The sequence below is a fragment of the Variovorax sp. IB41 genome (assembly GCF_016405905.1).
In the GTDB taxonomy this organism is placed as follows: Bacteria; Pseudomonadota; Gammaproteobacteria; order Burkholderiales; family Burkholderiaceae_C; genus Variovorax.
Window position 1 is genome coordinate 212,781 of record NZ_JAEFCB010000009.1, and the last position, 23,039, is coordinate 235,819.

The 23,039-nt window shown below is 67.8% G+C and carries 18 protein-coding genes; 9 read left to right on the forward strand and 9 right to left on the reverse strand.

Going from position 1 to position 23,039, the window contains the following annotated elements:
• The first annotated feature begins 145 nt into the window (after positions 1–145).
• From leuS to JC881_RS18325, 6 genes are all read left to right on the forward strand, one after another.
• Positions 146–2,776, forward strand: coding sequence for a leucine--tRNA ligase (gene leuS / locus JC881_RS18300; RefSeq protein WP_198787123.1), 2,631 nt, complete (start codon positions 146–148; stop codon positions 2,774–2,776).
• Positions 2,777–2,787: 11 nt separating this feature from the next.
• Complete coding sequence (locus tag JC881_RS18305) at positions 2,788–3,309, forward strand: LPS-assembly lipoprotein LptE (RefSeq protein WP_198787124.1); 522 nt, start codon at positions 2,788–2,790, stop codon at positions 3,307–3,309.
• 24 nt (positions 3,310–3,333) lie between these two features.
• Positions 3,334–4,407, forward strand: a complete 1,074-nt coding sequence (gene holA / locus JC881_RS18310) for a DNA polymerase III subunit delta (RefSeq protein ID WP_198787125.1) — start codon at positions 3,334–3,336, stop codon at positions 4,405–4,407.
• Positions 4,408–4,475: 68 nt separating this feature from the next.
• Positions 4,476–5,768, forward strand: a complete 1,293-nt coding sequence (locus tag JC881_RS18315) for a glutamate-5-semialdehyde dehydrogenase (protein WP_198787126.1) — start codon at positions 4,476–4,478, stop codon at positions 5,766–5,768.
• Between the two features lie 95 nt (positions 5,769–5,863).
• On the forward strand, positions 5,864–7,180 hold the full coding sequence (gshA, locus tag JC881_RS18320) for a glutamate--cysteine ligase (protein WP_013538918.1): 1,317 nt from the start codon (positions 5,864–5,866) through the stop codon (positions 7,178–7,180).
• A gap of 175 nt (positions 7,181–7,355) precedes the next feature.
• Positions 7,356–9,224 carry a potassium transporter Kup gene (locus JC881_RS18325; protein WP_198787127.1) on the forward strand — a complete coding sequence of 623 codons (1,869 nt, stop codon included), beginning with the start codon at positions 7,356–7,358 and terminating at the stop codon, positions 9,222–9,224.
• A 24-nt stretch (positions 9,225–9,248) separates the two neighbouring features.
• Here the strand turns inward: JC881_RS18325 and JC881_RS18330 are convergent, their stop codons facing one another.
• Both JC881_RS18330 and JC881_RS18335 read right to left on the reverse strand, forming a co-directional pair.
• Positions 9,249–10,172, reverse strand: a complete 924-nt coding sequence (locus JC881_RS18330) for a polysaccharide deacetylase family protein (protein WP_198787128.1) — start codon at positions 10,170–10,172, stop codon at positions 9,249–9,251.
• 10 nt (positions 10,173–10,182) lie between these two features.
• The gene (locus tag JC881_RS18335; RefSeq protein WP_198787129.1) at positions 10,183–10,605 is read right to left on the reverse strand and encodes a nuclear transport factor 2 family protein; all 423 of its coding nucleotides are present in this window, start codon (positions 10,603–10,605) and stop codon (positions 10,183–10,185) included.
• Positions 10,606–10,731: 126 nt separating this feature from the next.
• On the opposite strand from JC881_RS18335, the gene JC881_RS18340 reads away from it, so the two are divergent.
• Both JC881_RS18340 and gshB read left to right on the forward strand, forming a co-directional pair.
• Positions 10,732–11,997, forward strand: a complete 1,266-nt coding sequence (locus JC881_RS18340; protein WP_198787130.1) for a benzoate/H(+) symporter BenE family transporter — start codon at positions 10,732–10,734, stop codon at positions 11,995–11,997.
• A complete protein-coding gene (gshB, locus tag JC881_RS18345; protein ID WP_198787131.1) occupies positions 11,994–12,947 on the forward strand; it encodes a glutathione synthase in 954 nt (317 codons plus the stop codon). The genes JC881_RS18340 and gshB overlap by 4 nt, the downstream gene beginning before the upstream one ends.
• Here the strand turns inward: gshB and JC881_RS18350 are convergent.
• The 5 genes from JC881_RS18350 to JC881_RS18370 all read right to left on the reverse strand — a co-directional run bounded on the left by JC881_RS18350 (position 12,910) and on the right by JC881_RS18370 (position 20,081).
• Entirely contained in the window at positions 12,910–14,232 is a 1,323-nt protein-coding gene (locus tag JC881_RS18350; RefSeq protein WP_198787132.1) for a PepSY-associated TM helix domain-containing protein, read from the reverse strand. The two genes, gshB and JC881_RS18350, sit on opposite strands and share 38 nt — an antisense overlap.
• Positions 14,232–16,433 (reverse strand): TonB-dependent receptor, encoded by a 2,202-nt coding sequence (locus JC881_RS18355; RefSeq protein WP_198787133.1) that lies wholly within the window; start codon positions 16,431–16,433, stop codon positions 14,232–14,234. Before JC881_RS18355 ends, JC881_RS18350 begins: the two co-directional genes overlap by 1 nt.
• 114 nt (positions 16,434–16,547) lie before the next feature.
• Entirely contained in the window at positions 16,548–17,315 is a 768-nt protein-coding gene (locus tag JC881_RS18360; RefSeq protein ID WP_198787134.1) for a class II glutamine amidotransferase, read from the reverse strand.
• Between the two features lie 41 nt (positions 17,316–17,356).
• Positions 17,357–18,499, reverse strand: coding sequence for an ABC transporter substrate-binding protein (locus JC881_RS18365; protein ID WP_198787135.1), 1,143 nt, complete (start codon positions 18,497–18,499; stop codon positions 17,357–17,359).
• 70 nt (positions 18,500–18,569) lie between these two features.
• On the reverse strand, positions 18,570–20,081 hold the full coding sequence (locus JC881_RS18370; RefSeq protein WP_198787136.1) for a DHA2 family efflux MFS transporter permease subunit: 1,512 nt from the start codon (positions 20,079–20,081) through the stop codon (positions 18,570–18,572).
• 128 nt (positions 20,082–20,209) lie between these two features.
• Here JC881_RS18370 and JC881_RS18375 point away from each other — a divergent pair, with 128 nt between their 5' ends.
• Positions 20,210–21,556: a zinc-binding metallopeptidase family protein gene (locus JC881_RS18375; protein ID WP_198787137.1), complete on the forward strand. Its 1,347-nt coding sequence runs from the start codon at positions 20,210–20,212 to the stop codon at positions 21,554–21,556.
• Here JC881_RS18375 and JC881_RS18380 read toward each other — a convergent pair.
• Together JC881_RS18380 and JC881_RS18385 are read right to left on the reverse strand one after the other, a co-directional pair.
• Positions 21,547–21,777, reverse strand: a complete 231-nt coding sequence (locus JC881_RS18380) for a cysteine-rich CWC family protein (RefSeq protein ID WP_198787138.1) — start codon at positions 21,775–21,777, stop codon at positions 21,547–21,549. The genes JC881_RS18375 and JC881_RS18380 overlap by 10 nt on opposite strands.
• Entirely contained in the window at positions 21,774–23,030 is a 1,257-nt protein-coding gene (locus JC881_RS18385; protein ID WP_198787139.1) for a 6-phosphofructokinase, read from the reverse strand. The genes JC881_RS18380 and JC881_RS18385 overlap by 4 nt, the downstream gene beginning before the upstream one ends.
• Positions 23,031–23,039 lie beyond the last annotated feature (9 nt).

Here is a 23,039-nt window from a genome sequence, read left to right on the forward strand (position 1 = left end):
CGTTCAGGCAGTACGAAAGCAGACGTTACCCAGGCAACATGCAGGTTGCGTGCCCCAAGTCTAGGGTCTGCCGCGCGGAGGGCATCGCCCGGGCGCGATAATCCGCCTTCCCCGGCCAGCCCGCGCCGGGCCTTGCCGAGCCGTTATGAACCCCAGCTACAAACCCAGCGACGTCGAGTCCGCTGCCCAGGCGCAATGGAGCGCCGCCGATGCCTACCGCGTCACCGAGGACGCGAGCCGCAAGAAGTACTACGCCTGCTCCATGCTGCCGTACCCCAGCGGCAAGCTGCACATGGGCCATGTGCGCAACTACACGATCAACGACATGCTCACGCGGTACCTGCGCATGAGCGGCTACAACGTGCTGATGCCCATGGGCTGGGACGCCTTCGGCCTGCCGGCCGAGAACGCGGCGCTCAAGAACGGCGTGCCGCCGGCCAAGTGGACCTACGAGAACATCGACTACATGCGCGGCCAGCTCCAGGCCATGGGCCTGGCGATCGACTGGAGCCGCGAGATCGCCACCTGCGATCCGAGCTACTACAAGTGGAACCAGTGGCTGTTCCTGAAGATGCTCGAGAAGGGCATCGCCTACCGCAAGACCCAGGTGGTGAACTGGGACCCGGTCGACCAGACCGTGCTGGCCAACGAGCAGGTGATCGACGGCAAGGGCTGGCGCACGGGCGCCACGGTCGAGCGCCGCGAGATCCCGGGCTACTACCTGAAGATCAGCGACTACGCCGAGGAGCTGCTCGATCACACCCAGCACAAGCTGCCGGGCTGGCCCGAGCGCGTGAAGCTCATGCAGGAGAACTGGATCGGCAAGAGCGAGGGCGTGCGCTTCGCCTTCACCCACGACATCCAGGACGCGAGCGGCAAGCTCATCCAGGACGGGCGCATGTACGTGTTCACCACGCGCGCCGACACCATCATGGGCGTCACTTTCTGCGCCGTGGCGCCCGAGCATCCGCTGGCCGCGCACGCGGCCACGCTCGATGCGAAGGTCGCGGCCTTCATCGAGGAATGCAAGAACGGCGGCACCACCGAGGCCGAACTGGCCACGCAGGAGAAGAAGGGCGTGCCCACGGGCCTCACGGTCAAGCACCCGATCACCGAGGAGCAGGTGCCGGTGTGGGTGGGCAACTACGTGCTCATCGGCTACGGGGACGGCGCCGTGATGGGCGTGCCCGCGCACGACGAGCGCGACTTCGCCTTCGCCAACAAGTACGGCATCGAGATCATCCAGGTCGTGCTGGTCGATGACGAGCCGCACTTCGACTATCACAAGTGGCAGGACTGGTACGGCGACAAACAGCGCGGCGTGACCATCAACTCCGACAACTTCAGCGGCATGTCGTACAAGGAGGCCGTGGCCGCCGTGGCGCATGCGCTCGGCCAGAAGGGCCTGGGCGAGCTGCAGACCACCTGGCGCCTGCGCGACTGGGGCGTGAGCCGCCAGCGCTACTGGGGCACGCCGATCCCGATCATCCATTGCGACGAGCACGGCGCGGTGCCGGTCCCCGAGAAGGACCTGCCCGTGGTGCTGCCCACCGACTGCGTGCCCGACGGCTCCGGCAACCCGCTGAACAAGCACGAGGGCTTTCACGCCGGCGTGGTGTGCCCGGTCTGCGGCAAGGCGGCGCGCCGCGAGACCGACACGATGGACACCTTCGTGGATTCGTCGTGGTACTTCATGCGCTACTGCGACCCGAAGAACGACCAGGCCATGGTCGCCGAGGGCGCGGACTACTGGATGCCGATGGACCAGTACATCGGCGGCATCGAGCATGCGATCCTGCATTTGCTCTACGCGCGCTTCTGGACCAAGGTGATGCGCGACATGGGCCTGGTGAAGGCCGACGAGCCTTTCAGCAAGCTGCTGACGCAGGGGATGGTGCTCAACCACATCTTCTACAAGCGCAGCGAGAAGGGCGGCAAGGACTACTTCCCGCCTTCGGAAGTCACGCCCGTGCTCGACGCGCAGGGCCGCATCACCGGCGGCACCACGGCCGACGGCACGAAGGTCGAATACGGCGGCGTCGGCAAGATGGGCAAGAGCGAACGCAACGGCGTCGACCCGCAGGACCTGATCGAGAAGTACGGCGCCGACACCGCGCGCCTGTACACCATGTTCACCGCGCCGCCCGAAGCCACGCTCGAGTGGAACGACGCGGCCGTCGAAGGCAGCTACCGGTTCCTGCGCCGGGTGTGGAATTTCGGCGTGGCGCAGGCGGACGTGGCGCCGGCCAAGGCGGGCGGGCAGACGTTCGGCAAGGGCGCGCAGGCGCTGCGCCGCGAGGTGCACACGGTGCTGCGCCAGGTCGACTACGACTACCAGCGCATGCAATACAACACGGTGGTCTCGGGCGCGATGAAGCTCCTGAACGCGCTCGAGGGCTTCAAGCCCGACGGCAGCGCGGGCGATGCGGCCGCGCTGCGCGAGGGCTTCGGCATCCTGCTGCGCTGCCTGTACCCCGCCACCCCGCACATCGCCCAGCAGTTGTGGAGCGAGCTCGGCTATGACAAGGACCTGGGCGGCCTGCTCGACGCGGCCTGGCCGACTGTCGACGTGCAGGCGCTGGTGCAGGACGAGATCGAGCTCATGCTGCAGGTCAACGGCAAGCTGCGCGGCAAGCTGCTGGTGCCGGCGGGCGCCTCCAAGGACGAGATCGAGAAGCTCGCGCTCGCCTGCGACGACTTCGTCGCCTTCGCCGAGGGCGCGCCGCCCAAGCGCGTGATCGTGGTTCCCGGCCGTCTGGTCAACGTGGTCCTTTGAACGATAGAAGCATGAACAAACGCAATGCCTCGTTGCCGCGCCGCGGCTTTCTCCTCGGTTTGACGGCCGTGGGCGCCAGCGTGGGCCTGGCCGGCTGCGGCTTCGAGCTGCGCAAGGCGCCGGTCTTCGCGTTCAAGACGCTGTCGGTCGAGGGCAATTCCGCGCTGATCAACCAGGTGCGGCGCGAGTTGCGCGCGGCCGGCACGGTGACGCTGGTACCCAAGGAAGACGCCAAGACCGCCGATGCGGTGCTGGTGGTGCTCGGCGAAGACCGCGACCGCTTCGTGATCTCGACCAATTCGGCCGGCGCGCTGCGCGAATTGCAGCTGCGCCTGCGCGTGCGCTTCAGCCTGAAGACGCCCGGCGGCAAGGAGCTGCTCTCGGCCTCCGAGGTGTCGCAGACGCGCGACCTGAGCTTCAACGAAACCAACGCGCTCGCCAAGGAAGGCGAGGCCGAACTGCTGTTCCGCGACATGCAGTCCGACATCGCGCAGCAGCTGATGCGGCGCCTGGCGGCGGTCAAGGAGCTCTAGGCGCCCGCGCCCAGCGTTTTTTTCATGCAACTTGCCAGCGCCCAACTCGGGGCCCACCTGCAGAAGGGGCTCAAGCCGCTCTACACGATCCACGGCGACGAGCCGCTGCTCGCGCAGGAAGCGGCCGATGCCATCCGCGCCGCCGCGCGCACGCAGGGCTACACCGAGCGCAGCTCGTACACCGTGGCCGGCGCGCATTTCGACTGGAGCGCGGTGCTGGCGGCGGGCGGCTCGCTCTCGCTCTTCGCCGACAAGCAGATCGTGGAGATCCGCATCCCCTCGGGCAAGCCCGGCAAGGACGGCAGCACCGCCCTGCAGCAACTGGCCGAGGCCGCGCCCGGCAACGACAGCACGCTCACGCTGGTGATGCTGCCGCGCCTGGACAAGGCCACGCGCACCGGCGCCTGGTTCTCGGCGCTGGAGAACAACGGCGTGAGCCTGCAGGTCGATCCGATCGAGCGCGGCGCGCTGCCGCAGTGGATCGCGCAGCGCCTCGCGCTGCAGGGCCAGCGCGTGATGCCGGGCGACGAAGGCCAGCGCACGCTGCAGTTCTTTGCCGACCGCGTCGAGGGCAATCTCCTGGCCGCGCACCAGGAAATCCAGAAGCTCGCGCTGCTGCACCCGGCGGGCGAGCTGAGCTGGGAGCAGGTCGAGGGCGCGGTCAACAACGTGGCGCGCTACGACGTGTTCAAGCTCTCCGAAGCGGTGCTGGCGGGCAACCCGCAGCGCGTGGCGCGCATGCTCGACGGCCTGCAGGCCGAGGGCGAGGCCGAGGTGCTGGTGCACTACACGATCGCCGAGGACATCCGCGCATTGAAGCGCGTGAAAGACGCCATGGCCGCCGGCCGGCCGCTGCCGATGGCGTTGCGCGAGAACCGCATCTGGGGCCCGCGCGAGCGCGCCTTCGAGCGCGTGCTGCCGCGGCTGGACGACCGCATGCTGGCGCGCCTGCTGCGCGCGGCGCACCTGGTGGACGGCATCTGCAAGGGCCTGAAGCAACCCGACTGGCCCGCCAGTGGCTGGCAGGCGCTGCAACGGCTGGCGCTGATGCTGTGCCGCGCGTGCAGCAGTGCGCCGGCTGCCGCGCGCCGCGCCTGATTTGATGGCTCCAGGCACCAAAAGGCTTGCGTAAGCCGGGCTACAGGTCCGCGTGGGAAAATGCCGACATGAATGCGTTCAACGTCAGCGAGCACATGCAGGCCCTCGGGCTGCAGGCAAAGACCGCTGCTTTCCTCATGGCCCGTGCGGATGCAGCTACCAAAAACATAGCATTGAAGGCGCTCGCGCGACGCCTGCGCGAAGCCGGCCCGGTGCTGGCGGTCGCCAACGAGAAAGACCTGGAACGCGCCACCGCCGCCGGCCTCTCGGCCCCGATGGTCGATCGCCTCAAGCTCACCCCGAAGGTCATCGAAACGGTGGCCCTGGGCTGCGAGCAACTCGCCGGCATGGCCGACGTGATCGGCGAAATCATCGGCATGAAGCAGCAACCCAGCGGCATCCGCGTGGGCCAGATGCGGGTGCCGATCGGCGTGTTCGGCATGATCTACGAGAGCCGGCCCAACGTGACCATCGAGGCCGCGAGCCTGGCGATCAAGAGCGGCAACGCGGCCATCCTGCGCGGCGGCTCGGAAGCGATCGAGTCGAACAAGGCGCTGGCGCTGCTGGTGTCCGAGGCGCTGGCCGAAGCGGGCCTGCCGGTCGAGGCGGTGCAGCTGGTGCAGACCACCGACCGCGAGGCCGTGGGCCAGCTCATCGCGATGCCCGAATTCGTGGACGTGATCATTCCGCGCGGCGGCAAGGGGCTGATCGAACGCATCAGCCGCGACGCCAAGGTGCCGGTCATCAAGCACCTGGACGGCAATTGCCACGTCTACGTGGACGACACGGCCGAGTTCGGCATGGCGCTGCGCATCGTGGACAACGCCAAGACCCAGAAATACAGCCCCTGCAATGCGGCCGAAGGCCTGCTGGTGTCGGAAGTGGTCGCGGAAGACTTCCTGCCGCAGATTGCCGCCATCTTTGCCGCCAAAGGCGTCGAGATGCGCTGCGATCCGGCCGCGGCGCAGATCCTGCGGGCAACTGGCGCTGCCGATCCGGCTGCCCGGGTGATCGACGCGGTCGAATCGGACTGGTCCGAGGAATACCTGGCCGCGGTGATCAGCATCAAGGTCGTGGCCGGCGTCGATGAGGCCATTGCGCACATCAACCGCTATTCGAGCCACCACACCGACGCCATCGTCACGCGCGACCATGTGCATGCACAGCGCTTTTTGCGCGAGGTCGATTCGGCCAGCGTCATGGTCAATGCGAGCACCCGCTTCGCCGATGGCTTCGAGTTCGGGCTGGGTGCCGAAATCGGCATCAGCACCGACAAGTTCCACGCGCGCGGCCCGGTCGGCATCGAAGGGCTGACTTCGCTCAAGTACGTGGTGCTCGGCCAGGGCGAAGTGCGAAGCTGATGCGTGCTGCTCCCGCGGTCTTGTCATCGGGGCATGCACCCCCAATTCCTACAATTCCGCTCCACCTTTAAGTAAAAATCGAAGAAGGCCGCCGCATGGTTCCGCATCTCGTCACCGCCCTGACCGGCCCGATCAACGAATTGGAGCAGCGGGTGCTCGACTCGATGCCAGCCATCGAGCGCTGGTTCCGCCTCGAATGGATGGAGCACACGCCGCCGTTCTACAGCTCGGTCGACATCCGCAACGCGGGCTTCAAGCTCGCTCCGGTCGACACCAACCTGTTCCCGGGTGGCTGGAACAACCTCACCAAGGAAATGCTGCCGCTGGCGGTGCAGGCCGCGCAGGCGGCCATCGAGAAGATCTGTCCGGAGGCGCGCAACCTGCTGGTTATTCCGGAAAATCACTCCAAAAACACCTTTTATCTCGCCAACATCGCGCAACTGGTGCGCATCTTCCACATGGCGGGGCTGAACGTGCGAATCGGCTCAGTCGATCCGGCCATCAAGTCGCCCAAGAAAATCGAGCTGCCCAACGGCGAGACGGTGACCCTCGAACCGGTGGTGCGAGGCAAGCGCCGGCTGGGCCTGAAGAACTTCGATCCCTGCACAATTTTGCTCAACAACGAGCTTTCTGCAGGAACACCGGGCATCCTCGAGGATTTGCACGAGCAGTACCTGCTGCCGCCGCTGCACGCGGGCTGGTCGGTGCGCCGCAAGAGCAACCACTTGCATAGCTATGAAGAGTTGTCCAAGCGCCTGGGCAAGCTGCTGGGCATCGACCCCTGGCTCATCAACCCGATCTACGCGCGCGCCGAAGGCGTGGACATCGCCGAGGGCCGCGGCATCGACGTGCTGACCAGCCACGTCGACGCGGTGCTCACCAAGGTGCGCCGCAAGTACAAGGAATACGGCATCAACGAGAAGCCGTTCGTGGTCGTCAAGGGCGGCCACAGCGGCAGCGGCAGCCCGGGCGTGGTGACGGTGCGCGATGCCAAGGAAGTCGAGGCGCTGATCGGCAAGTCGCGCACCAGCACGTCGTCGGCGGCCAAGACCTCGGCCGGGCGCGATCTGCGCGAACCGACCGAGCTGATCGTCCAGGAAGGCGTGCTGACCAACGAGCGCGTGCACAACGGCGTGGCCGAGCCGGTCGTCTACATGATGGACCGCTATGTGGTCGGCGGCTTCTACCGGGTGCACGCAGAGCAGGCAGCCGACGAGAACCTGAAGCTGCCGGGCGCAAGCTACGTGCCGCTGGCTTTCTCGGAAAGCACGCACATGCCCCAGCCCGGCGCCAAGCCCGGCGCAAGCGCCCCGAACCGTTTCTACATGTATGGCGTGGTCGGCCGCCTGGCCATGGTCGCGGCCAGCTACGAGATGGAAGCGACCGACCCGGACGCCGAAATCTACGAATGATTGGGGTTGTCGGGTTGCGGGGTCACCGGGCAACGGCAAAATAGCGGCCCCACAGCAACGGAAACAAAAGGGCGGGAGGGGCGACGCGTGGTGGAACGAATGTTCCGCCGCCACGACGCCCCCGCGTGTCTGACGCGTCGATCCCCAACGGCCAGCCCTTTTCCCCATCGACTTCGTGTCAGCCCCCAAATCAATCTCTGCCGGCCTGATCGTCGGCGCCATCGGCGTCGTCTATGGCGACATCGGCACCAGCGTGCTGTACGCGGTCAAGGAAGTGTTCGGCCACGGGCACGTGCCGTTCACCGTCCAGAACGTCTACGGCATCCTGTCGATGTTCTTCTGGACGCTCACCGTCATCGTCTCGATCAAGTACGTGGTGCTGGTGCTGCGCGCCGACAACGAAGGCGAGGGCGGCCTCGTCGCCATGCTCGCGCTGGCCTCCCGGGCGGTGGCCGACAGGCCGCGCCTTCGCCACGTGCTCCTGGTGATCGGCATCTTCGGCACCTCGCTCTTCTACGGCGATGGCGTCATCACGCCGGCCATCTCGGTGCTCTCGGCGGTCGAGGGCCTGGAGGTGGTGTCGCCGCACTTCAAGCACTACGTGATCCCGATCACCCTGGTCGTGCTGTTCTGCCTCTTCGCCGTGCAAAAGCGCGGCACCGCGGGCATCGGCAAGTTCTTCGGGCCGGTCACGCTGGCGTGGTTCGCGGCCATCGCGGTGCTGGGCGTGTGGCAGATCCTGCACCACCCCGAAATCGTCAAGGCGCTCAACCCCTGGTATGCGCTCAAGTTCATCTGGGACAACCCGGGCACCAGCTTCATCCTGCTGGGCGCGATGGTGCTGTGCGTGACCGGCGCCGAGGCGCTGTACGCCGACCTCGGCCACTTCGGCAAGAAGCCGATCCGCATCGCGTGGTTCTCGGTCGTGATGCCGGCGCTGACGCTCAACTACCTCGGCCAGGGCGCGCTGCTGCTGGAGAACCCCGAGGCGGTGAAGAACCCGTTCTTCATGATGGCGCCCGAGTGGGCGCTGGTTCCGCTGGTGATGCTGGCCACGCTCTCGACGGTGATCGCCTCGCAGGCGCTCATCACCGGCGCGTTCAGCGTGACGCGCCAGGTGATCCAGCTGGGCTACCTGCCGCGCCTGAACATCGAGCACACCAGCGTGCGCACGGCCGGGCAGATCTACATCCCGCTGGTCAACTGGGGCCTGTTCGTGGCCATCGTGCTGGCGGTGGTGATGTTCCGCACCTCGAGCAGCCTGGCCGCGGCCTACGGCATCGCGGTGACGACCGACATGCTGATCACCACGATCCTCACCTTCTTCGTGATCCGCTACGCGTGGAAGCTGCCGCTGGCACTGTGCATCGCGTCGACCGCGGTCTTCTTCGTGGTCGACTTCCTGTTCTTCGCCTCGAACCTGCTCAAGCTGTTCGAGGGCGGCTGGTTCCCGCTGCTGATCGGCGGCTTCGTCTTCACGCTGATGATCACCTGGAAGGAAGGGCGGCGCCTCATGGGCGAGGCGCAGCACGCCGACGCCATCGACCTCAAGTCGTTCCTCGATTCCGTGTTCGTGAGCCCGCCGGCGCGCGTGGACGGCACGGCCGTGTTCCTCACCGCGGAGCCGGGCGTCGTGCCCAACGCGCTCCTGCACAACTTGAAGCACAACAAGGTGCTGCACGAGCAGAACATGTTCGTCACCGTGCGCAACCACGAGGTGCCCTGGATCCCGATGGACAAGCGCATCGAGATCGAGGCGCTCGGCCACCACTGCTGGCAGGTCATGGTGCACTACGGCTTCAAGAACGACATCGACCTGCCGCGGGCGCTCGAACACGCGCGCCTGCGTGGCTGCCAGCTGGAGCCGATGGCCACGAGCTACTTTCTCTCCCGCGACGTCGTGATCCCGACGCTGGGCAGCGGCATGGCGCCGTGGCGCGAGAAGCTCTTTGCACAGATGCACCACAACGCGAGCGGGGCGGCGGCGTTCCTGGGGCTGCCGAACAATGCGGTGGTGGAGCTGGGGTCGAAGATCGAGATCTGAGCGGAGGAAGGGGCAGCCGCCTCTTCAGCCGAAGTCTTCCGGCCGCTCCGCCGCCAGTTGCGTCATGTGCCCCGCGATCGCCCCCGGCGTCGTGAACCAGATCTCCCCCCGGTCCCGCGCCCGCGCCAGGTGCGCGAGCGCCGTGCGCAAATGGCGCAGCCGGTACGGCTGGCCCACGATGTACGGGTGCAGCGCCAGTCCCATCACCAGCGGCTGCGCGCGCGACTGCCCCAGCATCTCGTCGAAGTTGTCGACCACCATCGCGCTGAAATCCTTCGCGTCCATCAGGCGGCCCACGATCATCGGGATGTCGTTGAGCTCCTGCGGATACGGCACCGACCAGATCGAGCCGCCGCCGCGCGTGCGCATGCGCACCGGCTGGTCGTCGTGGCACCAATTGAGCGTGTAGCCGTAGCCGGTTTCGCCGAGCAGGTCGGGCGTCGTGGCGCTTTCCGAGATCCACGGCGACAGCCAGCCTCCGGGCGCCTGGCCGCTTTCGCGCAGCATGCGTTCGCGGCAGCGCAGCAGCAGGGCGCGCTCGTGTTCTTCGTCGAGCGCGCCCTGGCGCTCCGCGTTGCTGTGGCCGTGGCCGATGAGCTCGTCGCCGCGCGCCACGCAGGCCTCCACCAGTTCCGGGCAGTGGTCGTAGAGCGCGGTGTTGATGAGCGCGCCGGTCGGCAGCGCGAGCGCATCGAACAGTTCGAGGCAGCGCCACGCGCCCACGCGGTTGCCGTATTCGCGCCAGCCGTGGTTGAGCACATCGGGCTGCGGCGAGGCCGGGCCGATGCAGGCGCCCAGGCCGTCGCCGAAGGCGAAGTGCTCGATGTTGAAACCGAGGTACACAGCCAGCCGCGCGCCGTTCGGCCAGGCGTAGTCGGGGCGCCGCGTGATCGGGCGGTAGTCGAAGCGATCGTGCGAGGGCAGCAGGTCGGGCCAGCGCGTGGTCATGCGTTGCGCCTCACAGCACCGCGAGGCCGGCGCGCACCAGCAGCCACTCGGCGCTGTCGTTCCACACGTCCATCTGCACGATGAGCCCGCGGCTCACCACGTAGCGGTCGACGTACCGGTTGCCTTCGAAGGCCGTGCCGTCGGGCCAGGCGCCGTAGAGCGTGCCCAGGCTGTAGACCACGGTGGCCTCGGGCGTGCCGCCGGCCACCGTTTCGGTGCGTTCGATCTTCTTCTTCACCCAGGCGTAGCGCTTCGCGTTGAAGGCCGAGGTGTCGCCAGGCGCGTGCATCGCGCGGTTGCCGGTGAAGCGGATGCGGATGTCGGGCGCGGTGAAGCGCGAGGCCGATTGCGGGTCGGGAATCATCACGAGCCGGAGGAATTCGTCGACCACCGCTGCGGGGGCGGCGGGGTTGGGGGAAGCTGAAGTGTCCATGGGGTTCTCCATCGTTGAGGCCACGGCGGTGCATGGCAGTGCGTGGCGGTGCATGGTGGAAACCTCCGCAATTCCTGTGCCGAACGGGCCTCGCCCGGGCCTTCGGGCGCCCGGCACAATCGCGCGATGTCATTTTTCAAGGACCTGAGCCTTTCGGCTTTCACCGCGGGCTTCGTCGCCGTGCTCGTGGGTTTCACGAGTTCGGTGGCGATCGTGTTCCAGGCCGCGCAGGCCTTCGGCGCCACGCCGGAGATGGCGGCCTCGTGGATGTGGGCGCTGGGCATCGGCATGGGGCTGGCCTCGGCGCTGCCTTCGCTCTGGTGGAAGAAGCCGGTGATGATCGCCTGGAGCACGCCGGGCGCCGCCGTGCTGGCGGTCGCTGGTGTAGGCCACAGCATGGGCGAGGCGGTGGGCGCATTCATCGTCTGCGCGGTGCTGATCGTGCTGGCCGGCGCCACCGGATGGTTCGAGCGCGTGATGAACCGGATTCCGATGGCGATCGCCTCGGCGCTCCTGGCCGGCGTGCTGGCGCGCTTCGGCATCTCGGCCTTCGTCGCGGCGCAGACGGCCCTGCCGCTGGTGCTGCTGATGCTGGGCACCTACCTGGTCGGCAGGCGGCTGCTGCCGCGCTATGCGGTGCCGCTGACGCTGCTGGTGGCCATCGTCTTCGTGGCGGCGCGCGGCGAACTCGCGTGGTCGTCGGTGCACTTTTCGCTGACCTGGCCGGTGTTCACGATGCCGGTCTTCAGCTGGCAGGCCGTCGTGAGCCTGGCGCTGCCGCTCTTCGTCGTGACCATGGCCTCGCAGAACCTGCCCGGCGTGGCGGCGATCCGCGCGAGCGGCTACAGCGATTTGCCGGTCAGCAAGCTCATCACCCTCAGCGGCCTCGCGACGCTGGTGCTCGCGCCGTTCGGCGCGTTCGCGCTGAACCTGAGCGCGATCACGGCCGCCATGTGCATGGGCCGCGAAGCCCATGAAGACCCGGCGCGGCGCTACACCGCGGCGGTGACCTGCGGTGCGATCTACGTGGTGATCGGGCTCTTCGGCGCGGCGGTCACGGGGCTGCTCACGGCGTTTCCGAAGGAGCTGGTCGCGGCCATCGCGGGCCTGGCATTGCTGGGCACCATCGGCGGCGGGCTCGCGGCCGCGGTGCGCGACGAAACGCACCGCGAGGCGGCGCTGATCACCTTCCTGGTCACGCTCTCGGGCATCACGCTGGCGGGCATCGGCTCGGCCTTCTGGGGCGTGGTGGCCGGGGCGGTGGCGCTGGCCGTGCAGCAGGTGGGGCGAAAGCAAAAAGCCCCTGTCGGCAAGGAGATGGCCGCTTCCGGCAACATCGCCCCAGAAACCAACGTGGCCGCCGCACCCGGCGCCGGAAAGAACGTCCCGTGAAAAACATCCTCTTCGTCGCCGACCCGCTCGATCACTTCAAGATCTACAAGGACACCACTTTCTCGATGATGCGCGAGGCCCAGCGGCGCGGCCACCGCATCGCGGCCTGCCTGCCGCAGGACATCCAGTGGAAGTCGGGCGGGCTGGTCACGGCCACGGTGCAGCAGATCACGCTGACGGGCGATGCCAAGGACTGGTACACCGTCGACATCACCGAGTCGAAGGCGCTGAAGGATTTCGACGCGGTGCTGATGCGCAAGGACCCGCCCTTCGACGCCGAGTACATCTATTCGACGCACCTCCTGCAGCAGGCCGAGCGCGAGGGCGCGCAGGTGGTCAACTCGCCGCGCGCGCTGCGCGACCACCCCGAGAAGCTCGCGATCATGGAGTTTCCGCAGTTCGTGACGCCCACGCTGGTCACGCGCAGCGCGCAGGCCGTGCGCGACTTTCACGCGGAGCACGGCGACATCATCCTGAAGCCGCTCGACGGCATGGGCGGCATGGGCATCTTCCGCGTGAAGCAGGACGCGCTGAACCTGGGCTCCATCGTTGAGACCCTCAACAAGGACGGCGCCGAGACGATCATGGTGCAGCGCTTCGTGCCCGAGGTGGTGCAGGGCGACAAGCGCATCCTGATCATCGCGGGCGAGCCCGCGCCCTTCGTGCTGGCGCGCATTCCGCAGGGCACCGAGGTGCGCGGCAATCTGGCCGCGGGCGGCAAGGGCGTGGCGCAGCCGCTGACCGCGCGCAACCGCGAGATCGCCGAGGCGATCGGCAAGGTGCTGGCACCGCGCGGGCTGCTCCTGATCGGGCTGGACGTGATCGGCGACGCGGTCACCGAGATCAACGTGACCAGCCCGACGTGCTTTCAGGAGATCACGGAGCAGACCGGCTTCGACGTGCCGAAGATGTTCATCGACGCGCTGGAGAAAGCGCTGCGTCCTGCCTGAGCTCGGAGGCGGACGCGAGCACAGGCGCCGCCGCCGCGCGGGCTTCGCGCTCGCGCCGGGCCTGCAGGCGCCGTGAGCGCAGCTTGCGCGCCCAGATGACGATGCCGGTGATCGACAGCATCGCCACCACCAGCCCGAGCGCCGACATCATGATGCGGCCCGGCATGCCCAGGATGCGCCCGCCGTGCAGCGGCAGTTGCAGCTGCGCGAACACGTCGGCCGCCGTGCCGTGCCATGGCCGGTTGCTGCCGATGAGGTGGCCGTCGCGCCCGTCCAGGTAGAGGTTCGACAGGCCCATGCCGTCGCTGTCGTCGTGCGTGGCGTGGTCGAAGAAAGAGATGTTGTAGAAGCCGCCGCGCGCGTTGTAGAACGCGCCGCCCGGCGGCGTCGTCCAGCCGCGGCGGCGCGCTTCGGCCTCGGCCTGCGCCACGATCTCGCGAAAGCCGATGGTGGGCTCGATGCGCGTGCCCAGCGGTGCGAGCGGCACCAGCGCCGAGGGCCCCGGGGTGGTCTTGGAGACCAGCGAGAGCATCGGGTGGAACACCTCCTTGTAGAGGTTCAGCGAGAACGAGGTGAAGGCCACGACGATGATCAGCCCCCAGATCCACAGCCCGCCCGCGCGGTGCAGGTCGAAGTTGAGCTTGTAGCCGCCGGCCGCCCAGCGCACGGTCCACGCCGGCTTCCAGCGCTGCCACCAGGCGGTTGCAGGCCGGTGCGCCGGCTGCACGGTCTTGCGCAGGCGCCGTGGCATCGTGAGGTAGAGCGCGACGAAGCTGTCGATGAGCCACACCAGCGCCACCGTGCCCATGATCCACCAGCCGATGCGGTCGGTGCCCCACATCGCCGGCACGTGCAGCATGTAGTGGAGCTTGCGCAGGAACGGCATCAGCGTCTCGGGCTTGAGCGAGATCGCTGTCGAGTCGCGGCGCCCGCGCACTTCGGCCGTGACCGGATCGACGAAGACCTGGTTGTAGCCGAGCCTGAAGGGCTTGCCCGTGGCCGGATCGGTGCGCGGCTGCACGAAGTAGCCGGCCGCGTGGCCTTCCTCGAAGCCGAGCGGCATATACGCGACCCGCGCGCGCGGGTCGTGCGCCTCGACCGCGGCGGCCAGCGCGAACGGGTCCTTGAAGGGGCCGCGGCTTTGCGTGTCGTAGAGCTTGCGGTTGAGCCAGCCGTCGATCTCGTGGTCCCACGAGATGACGGCGCCGGTCAGGCCCGAGACGATGAGGAACAGCGCGACCGCCAGGCCCGCCCAGCGGTGAATGGCCGTCGCGAACGCACGCATCAGAAGTCGATGGTGCCGCTCACCGAGACGGTGCGCGGTGCGCCCATCACCAGGTAGTTGGAGCCCTGCGTGCCGCCCACCGAGCCCCAGTACGACTTGTTGAACAGGTTGTCGATGCGCGCGCGCAGCGTGAGCGCGCGGCCGTTGCCCAGATCGACCAGGTAGCGCGCGCCGATATCGAAGCGCGTCCAGCCCGGAATCTGCTGCGTGTTGGCGGCGTTGGCGTACTGCTTGGAGGTGTACAGCAGGCGCGCATTCAGCGACAGGTTGCGCACGCCCGGCACGTCCCACTCGGCGCCCAGGTTGGCCTGCTGCTTGGCCACGCCGATGGCGGTGAGGCCGTCGGTGACACCGCCTTGCGTGTTCTTCTGCTTGGCGTCGAGCAGCGTCAGGCCGCCCAGGAGGCGCAGGCCCTTGGCCGGCTGGCCGAACACCGAGAACTCCAGGCCCTGGTTGCGCTGCTTGCCGTAGAGGCCGTAGGACTGGCCCGAGTACTGGTAGACCGGCTGGTCGGTGGTGAAGAACGCGGCGCTCGCGCCCAGCGTGCCGCCGTCGTACTTCACGCCGATTTCCTTCTGCTTGGCCTGGTACGGCGCGAACACCTCGCCGGCGTTGGTGACCGGCCGGTTGTTCACCGTGCCGGGCGCCACGTTGCCCTTGACCAGGGCTTCGATGTAGTTGGCGTAGGCCGACACGGTCGGCGTGATCTTGAACACGACGCCGGCCACCGGCGTGGTCTTGCTCTTGTCGTAGGCGCTCGATTCCTTGATCGTGTTGTAGGCAAAGCTCGTCTGCTTGATGGTCTGGCGGCGCGCGCCGAGCGTGACCAGCAGGCGGTCTTCCATGAAGGACATGGTGTCGGCGACGGCGATGCTCGAGGTGTCGATCTTGTCGGTCAGGCGCGGGTCTTCGAGCGTGTTGCCGGTGAAGTTGTTGGCGATCGGGTAGGGCGAGAAGAAGGGCGCGTAGATGTTGTTGAGAACGGCGCCGCGCGAGATCGTGTAGGCGTTGTCTCGGTCGTTGCTGTACGTGGCGGCCGAGGCCACCACGGTGTGCTTCACCGGGCCGGTGGTGAAGTTGCCGCGCACGCCGATCTCGGCGGTGCCGATGCGGTCCTTGCGCGTGTTGCTGAAGCGCGTGTTGCTGGTGTTGCCGAACGAATTGACCAGGGTCGGGTTCGACAGCACGTTGTCTTCGTCGCTGCGGCGCACGCCGCCCGCGGCCCAGGCCGTGATGTTGTCGGTGATGTCGACTTCGCCGCGGAAGGTGGCGAACTTGTCCTTTTCCTTCGAGTAGGTCCAGGGCTGGGCGAAGTTGCTCTTCGCGTCGGGCGCGCGCGGGATCGGCAGCGTCGAGGAGGGCGTGAGGCTCGGGCGGCCGTCCTTCAGGTCGAAGTCCTGGTAGCCGAAGTCGGCCGACAGGCGCACGTTGCGGCTGTGCCAGTCGAGGCCGACGCCGAAGGCGCTCAGCTGCTGGCTTTCCTTGAAGACGCCGGTGCCGCCTTCGCGGCGCACGGCGTTCACGCGAACGCCCAGGCTGTCGTCGGGACCGAAGCGGCGCGCCAGGTCGAGGTTCACGAAGCCCTGGCCGCCGCTCTGCACGCCGAAGCCGACACGGGTGAGCGGCTCGTTGGGCGCGCGCTTGGGCAGCAGGTTGATCGCGCCGCCGATGCCACTGCCGCCGGGCGCGGCACCGTTCAGGAAGGTGTTGGCGCCACGGAACACTTCCACGCGCTCGAAGAATTCAGAGGCGATGTACTGGCGCGGCAGCATGCCGTAGAGGCCGTTGTAGGAGACGTCGTCCGAATACACGGGGAAGCCGCGCACCACGTACAGCTCCTGGAAGTTGCCGAAGCCGCGCGCCTGGCGCACCGACGGATCGTTGAGCAGCACGTCGGCCACGCTCTTGGCCTGCTGGTCCTGGATCAGTTCGTTGGTGTAGTTGGTGCTCGAGAACGGCGTGCTCATCATGTCCTGGTTGCCCAGGATGCCCACGCGCCCGCCGCGCGCCACCTGGCCGCCGGCGAAGGGCTTGGCCAGGCCTTCGGCCGAGGCGTCGGCGCTGGCTTCGACGGTGATGGGGGCCAGGGCAGCGCTCGGCGCGGGCTCGGCAGCGGGGGTCTGGGCCATCGCCGTCAGGGCATTGAGGGCGAGGAGCGACGCGATCGCGGTCGGGCGAAGAGGGAAAAACGGAGCGGGCATGGAGGGTCTGATGTGCGCAAATGAGAACCGTTATTATTCTCTCGCGCAGCCCCGCCATCGATACTTTCTTGCACTGTTGCAAAAAAGTGTCAGTAAAAAGTCTTCGTCAAGTCTTCAGCGGACCGCCCGCTGCCCGTCCACGAACACATGCAGTTCGCCCGGCGCGAAGGGCGTCCACGTCTCGTTGGTGGTGAGCGGCGTGGTCACCACCACGGCCACGCGGTCGGTCGGCGTGGTGTGCTGGGCGAAGTCGATTTCCAGGTCTTCGTCGGACAGCTGCGCCGTCACGAACGGATGCCGCCGCTCCACGTACCAGAGGTTGGTCGACGCGTGCGCCCAGAGCGCCTGCCCGTTCGACAGCATGAAGTTGAAGGTGCCGTGGCTCGCGAGCTGCGGCGCCAGTTCGCGCAGCGTGAGCGTCAGCTCCTCGATGCTCGGCACGCCCGCGTGCGACTTGGCCAGCTCCTGCATCAGCCAGCAGAAGGCGTGCTCGCTGTCTGTGTTGCCCACGGGATGGAAATTGCCGTGCAGGCGCGGCCGGAAATCCTTCAGGTCGCCGTTGTGCGCAAACACCCAGTAGCGCCCCCACAGCTCCCGCACGAACGGGTGGCAGTTCTGCAGGTTGACCTCGCCCTGCGTGGCCTTGCGGATGTGCGCGATGACGTTGCGGCTCTGGATCGGATAGCGCCGGATCAGCTCCGCCACCGGCGATTCGCAGGCCGGCTGGTGATCCACGAAATGGCGCAGGCCCCGGTCCTCGAAGAACGCGATGCCCCAGCCGTCGGCGTGGTGGTCGGTGCGGCCGCCGCGCTGCGCGAACCCCGTGAAGCTGAAGGTCACGTCGGTCGGCGTGTTGCAGTTCATCCCTAGCAATTGACACATGCAGGCGATTAGACCGCGATTCGCGCCGCCCTCGCGCGCAGCTAGCGGATGAACTTGCCCTCTTTGGTCACGCGCACCATCTCGATGAAGCGCGAGCCCGTGTTGCTCGCGCCGGTGAAGTCGATCTCCATGCCGCCGATGCGCAGCTTCATCGCCTTCAGTGCGGCGTGCAGCTTGGCGCGCGTGAGGTCGCGGCCGGTGCGGCGCAGGCCCTCGATCATCACGAGCGCATTCACATAGCCCTCGTAGCTCAGGTAGCCCAGGTCCACCTTGGCGCGCTCGGCCAGCTGGCGGAATTCGCGCGCGGTGGCGTCGACCTCGCTCCACGGGTACGGCACGATCTGCGAGATGGCCAGCCCGCTGGTCTTGTCGCCCACCAGCTTGGCGGTGACGTCGCCCGGCACGATCGACATGCCGTAGAACATCTGCCGCCCGCCGGCCGCCCAGGCGGCTTTCATCACCTCGCCGCCGATGCCGCCGCCCAGGTACATGATCACGGCCTGCGCCTTGCTGTCCGCCAGCGCCTTGCCGGATGCTTCGTTGCCCGTGCCGTCGCCCTTGACCGCCACCGCGGCCTCGGGCTTGAGTTTGAGCGTGTCCAGCGCGGCTTCGACCAGCTTCGCGACTTCCGCGCCGCCGGGGTTGTCCAGGTACGCCACGGCGATGCGCGAGACGCCGATGGTCGTCAGGTGCTGCACCAGCGCCTGGGCTTCGCGCGCGAAGGTGGCGCGCACGAAATAGCCCGCGGCGCCCATCTTCTCGCGGGCCGAATCCGACACCGCATAGCCGCCCACCGTCGGCGCGCCGCTCTGGTTCACGACCTTGGCGCCCGCGGCGGTGGTGCCCGAGCCCACGCAGCCGAAGAACGCGAAGACGCGGTGCTCCGCCAGCAGCTTCTCGTAGTTGGCCAGGGCCTTCTCGGGCTTGAGCTCGTCGTCGAGCGAAACCACGCGGATCTTGCGGCCCGACAGCCCGCCCTGCGCATTGACCGCATCGAAGGCCAGGCCGGCGCCGGCCATCACCACCTTGACCGGCACGCCGAGCGGACCGCTCAGGATGCCGGTGTGGCCCAGGACGATCTCGCCATCAGTGACGCCGCTCTCGGCGGCATGGGCCGGAAAGGAAAGAGGGCCGAGTCCGGCCGCTGCCGCAGCCGAGGCGGCGATGAAATTTCTGCGATGCATGGAACCGTTTCGTTATCAGATACAACTGATAACAATTGAATGCGAAAGCGCCTTCCAGGTCCGCCGGTGTTTACCCCGTGTTGCGTGCCGTCCCGTCGGCCTGTTTTGGTCCTTCGCGCAACTGCCACGCCGCGCAGATCGCCAGCGCGCACAGCCCCGCCAGCATCGCGAACACCTCGTCGAACGCCGCCAGCCGCGCCGGGCTGCTGACCGGATTGGCCAGCGAATCGCCGTGCGCGGCAAGGCGCCACTCGAGCACGATCGCGCACAGGCTCACGCCGGCCGCGCCGCCCAGCATGCGCACGAAGTTGATCGCGCTCGCGCCCTGCGGAATCAGCGGCTTGGCCAGCGGACGCATCGAGCCCAGGTTGAGCGACGGCAGGATGAACCCCAGCCCGATGCGCCCGATGATCGCGAACGCCACCAGGAGCCACATCGCGCTGTCCAGCCTGAGCACCATCATCAGCGCGAAAGAGGCCGCCAGCAGGGCGAGGCCGACGGTCACCAGCACCCAGGTCGGCTGCCGGTCGGCCAGCCGGCCGACGCCGGCGATGGTCACCGCCAGCACGATGCCGGCCGGCAGAAGAATGGTGCCCACGTGCGACGCCGACAGGCTCAGCCCCACCTGCATGTACACCGGCAACAGGTAGGTCGAGCCGAAGAGCGCCGTGCCGTAGATGAAGGCCACCACGCTGCCCATCGCGAACTGGCGGTACTTGAAGAGCGCGAGGTTCATGAGCGGCGTGCCGCCCGAGGCCGCGAGCCGGCGCTGCCACCAGACGAAGGCGGCGAACGACACCAGCGCGCCGCCCAGCAGCAGCGCGGCCTGCAGCGGCGAATCCCCGCGCAGCTCGACCAGCCCGTTCAGGAGGCACAGCGTGCCGACCGTGCCCAGCGCGAGGCCGCGCGCATCGAGCCCGCCGCCGCGCACCGCGGCCACGCCGCCCGGCGCCGTCCTGGGCACGAACTTGTAGGCCAGCCAGATCGAGGCCAGGCAGAACGGCACCACCATGAAGAAGATCGAGCGCCAGCCGAACAGGTCGACCAGCACCCCGCCGATGCTCGGCCCGATGGCCGGCGCCAGCACGACGCCCATGCCGAAGATGCCGCTCGCGCGCCCCTGCTCGTGCGGCTCGAAGGCGCGCAGGATGATGATGGCCGGAATGGGCTGCACCACGCCCGCCGCGAGCCCTTCGGCCACGCGCGCGAACAGCACCAGCGAGAAGTTGTTGGCCAGCCCGCCCACGATGCCGCCCACGAGCAGCAGCAGCATCGTGCCCACGTAGGTGCGGCGGTAGCCGTAGCGCGAGAGCAGCCACGGCGTGGTGAGCATCGAGACTGTCATGGCCACCATGAAGCCCGAGCTCACCCACTGCGCGCGCTCTTGGCCGAGCGAGAAGTGGTGGCTCATGCCGGGGATCGCGACGTTCACGATGGTCGAGGACATGATCGAGGCCATCGTCCCCACCATCACCGACATCAGCAGATACCAGCGGTAGCGCTCGCCGTAGCGTTCGCGCAGGATGCCCATGGAGGGCGGCGCCGGCGTGGGCGCGGTTTCGGGCGTGGGTGGGGAGGTCATGGGGCGGCGGAATGTCTCGGGGTCCGTCGTCCTACAAGCATATCGGTGTTTGCGCGGCGAAGGCCGCAACGGGCGGTCGCACAATGCAGCGGCTGTCCCCTCCGCGTCAGCGCCAAGAAGACAACAACATGGACTCCCCGATCAACGATCCCGTCAACGAACAGCCCGCCAACGGCGAGCCGGAAGCCGCGCCCACGCTCGCGACCGAGCTCGCCGCGCCGACCGTGAGCCGCGCCTACCGCTGCCAGTGCGGCCGCCCCGTGTTCCTTCGCAACAGCGAATGCCTGGCCTGCCACACGCCGCTCGGCTACGTGATCGATCGCCTGGGCGTCATGCCGCTCGCGCCGGCCGACGGCGAGGGGGCGCTGCCCGACACCTTCACCGTCTTCGGCGATCCGCACGGCAAGACCTACCACCGCTGCGCGAACCTCATGACGCCCGCTGCCTGCAGCTGGATGATCGAAGTGCCGCGCGAAAGCGAGACCATTCCTCCCGACAACCAGGACCTCGCGCCGGGCTACTGCCTCGCGTGCAGCGTCACCCGCACCATTCCCGATCTCTCGGTGGAGAGCAACGGCGAACTCTGGCGCAAGCTGGAGACCGCCAAGCGCCGCCTCGTCTCGCAATTGCTCGCGCTCGGCCTGCCGGTGGTGAGCCGCCATGCCGATCCGGTGCACGGCCTCGCATTCGATTTCTTGAGCAACATGCCCGGCGGCCCGCACGTCATGACCGGCCACGAGCACGGCGTGATCACGCTCAACGCCGAAGAGGCCGAAGACGCCGTGCGCGAACGCATCCGCGCCGAAATGCGCGAGCCCTATCGCACGCTGCTGGGGCACTTCCGCCACGAGATCGGCCACTACTACTGGGACCTCCTGGTGCTGCCCACGCCGTGGATCGACGACTTCCGCGCGCTCTTCGGCGACGACCGCGCCGACTACGCCGCCGCGCTGCAGATCCACTACGAGCAGGGCCCGCCGCCCGACTGGGCCGACCGCTTCGTGAGCAGCTACGCGAGCACGCATCCGTGGGAAGACTGGGCCGAGACCTGGGCCCACTACCTGCACATGGCTGACACCGCGGACACCGCGATGAGCTTCGGCGTCGATGCGACCAACGTCGAACTCACGAGCGACCTCTTCACTGCCGCAGACCTCTGGCAGCCGGAGCATCCCGATGCCGCGAAATTCCTGGACTTCATCAACGGCTGGGTGCTGCTGACCAACGTCCTCAACGAGCTGTCGCGCAGCATGGGGCAGCCCGACTACTACCCCTTCGTGCTGCCGCGCGCGGCGGTGGGCAAGCTGCAGTTCATCCACCGCGTGATCACCGAGCAGCGGCCCGGATCGGCGCCGACGATGGTGGTGGCCAGCGATGTGGCGGCAGCCGAGCCGGTCGAGACTGCGCCCGAACAGGGGCAGTCGCAATCCCAAACGCAATCGCAATCGCAATCCCAGGGCGGCGTTCAGTCCTGAGGCGGCGTTCCCGCGGCGCAGCGTGCGCAGATGCAAGCCAAGCCGCGCATCGCCTCCGGCAGTTTGGCGAGCGGCGCGTTGCTGAAGTCGACCTGCATGCACCAGCACGGCGGCTGCGCCTGGCCCGTCTCGCGTTCGACTTCCATTGCGCAGCGGTTCGATTCGCCGCACAGCGGGCAGCGCGTGGCGTCGATGACCGCGGCGGTGGTGGCTGTCGTCATGCGAGTTCGAAAGCCGGCAGCTTCTTGGCCACCGCGACGTTCTGCAGCGTCACGTAGACGGGCAAGCCGTCGCGGTACGCGGGGTAGTCCTCGCCCTCGATCAGCGGCAGCAGGTAGCGCCGGCATTTCTCGGTGATGCCGTAGCCGTCGTCCGAGATGAAATCGCGCGGCATCGGCTTCTCGACATTGGCCACCGATTCGAGCGGCGCGCTGCCGAGGGTGTACGCGTAGGGCACGTCGGACGTGCGCTCGATCGTCGGCATCACCGCGTTGCGGCCTTCGAGCGCGAGCTCGACCGCGCGCTGGCCCAGCTCGTAGGCCTGCTTCACGTCGGTGGCCGAGGCGATGTGCCGCGCCGCGCGCTGCAGGTAGTCGGCCACGGCCCAGTGGAACTTGTGGCCGTGCGCGTCCTTGATCATCTGCGCCACCACCGGCGCGGCGCCGCCGAGTTGCGCATGGCCGAACGCATCGCGCGTGCCCTGTTCCGCGAGGAAGGTGCCGTCGGGGTAGTGGCACCCCTCGGACACCACGACCGAGCAATAGCCGTGCTGCGTGACCAGCGCATCGACGCGCGCGAGAAAACGCGCCTTGTCGAACTCGATCTCGGGGAACAGCACCACCACCGGAATGCCCCGGTCTGCGGCGAGCCCGCCCGCCGCGGCGATCCATCCCGCATGCCGCCCCATCACCTCGAGCACGAACACCTTGGTCGAGGTGGCCGCCATCGAGCGCACGTCGAACGAGGCTTCGAGCGTGGACACCGCCACGTATTTCGCGACCGAGCCGAAGCCCGGGCAGCAGTCGGTCAGCGGCAGGTCGTTGTCGATGGTCTTGGGCACGTGGATGGCCTGCAGTGGATAGCCGAGCGACTGCGACAGCTGGCTCACCTTGAAGCAGGTGTCGGCCGAATCGCCGCCGCCGTTGTAGAAGAAATAGCCGATGCCGTGCGCCTTGAACACTTCGATGAGCCGCTCGTATTCGCGCCGGTTTTTTTCAAGGGACTTGAGCTTGTAGCGGCACGAACCGAACGCGCCCGAAGGCGTGGTGCGCAGCGCCGCAATGGCCTCGGCCGATTCGGCGCCCGTGTCGATCAACTCTTCGGTCAGCGCGCCGATGATGCCGTTGCGTCCGGCGTAGAGCTTGCCGATGCGGTCCGGGTGTTTTCGTGCCGTCTCGATCACGCCGCAGGCCGACGCATTGATGACCGAAGTGACGCCGCCCGACTGGGCGTAGAAGGCGTTGAGGATGGGCATGCGGGCATT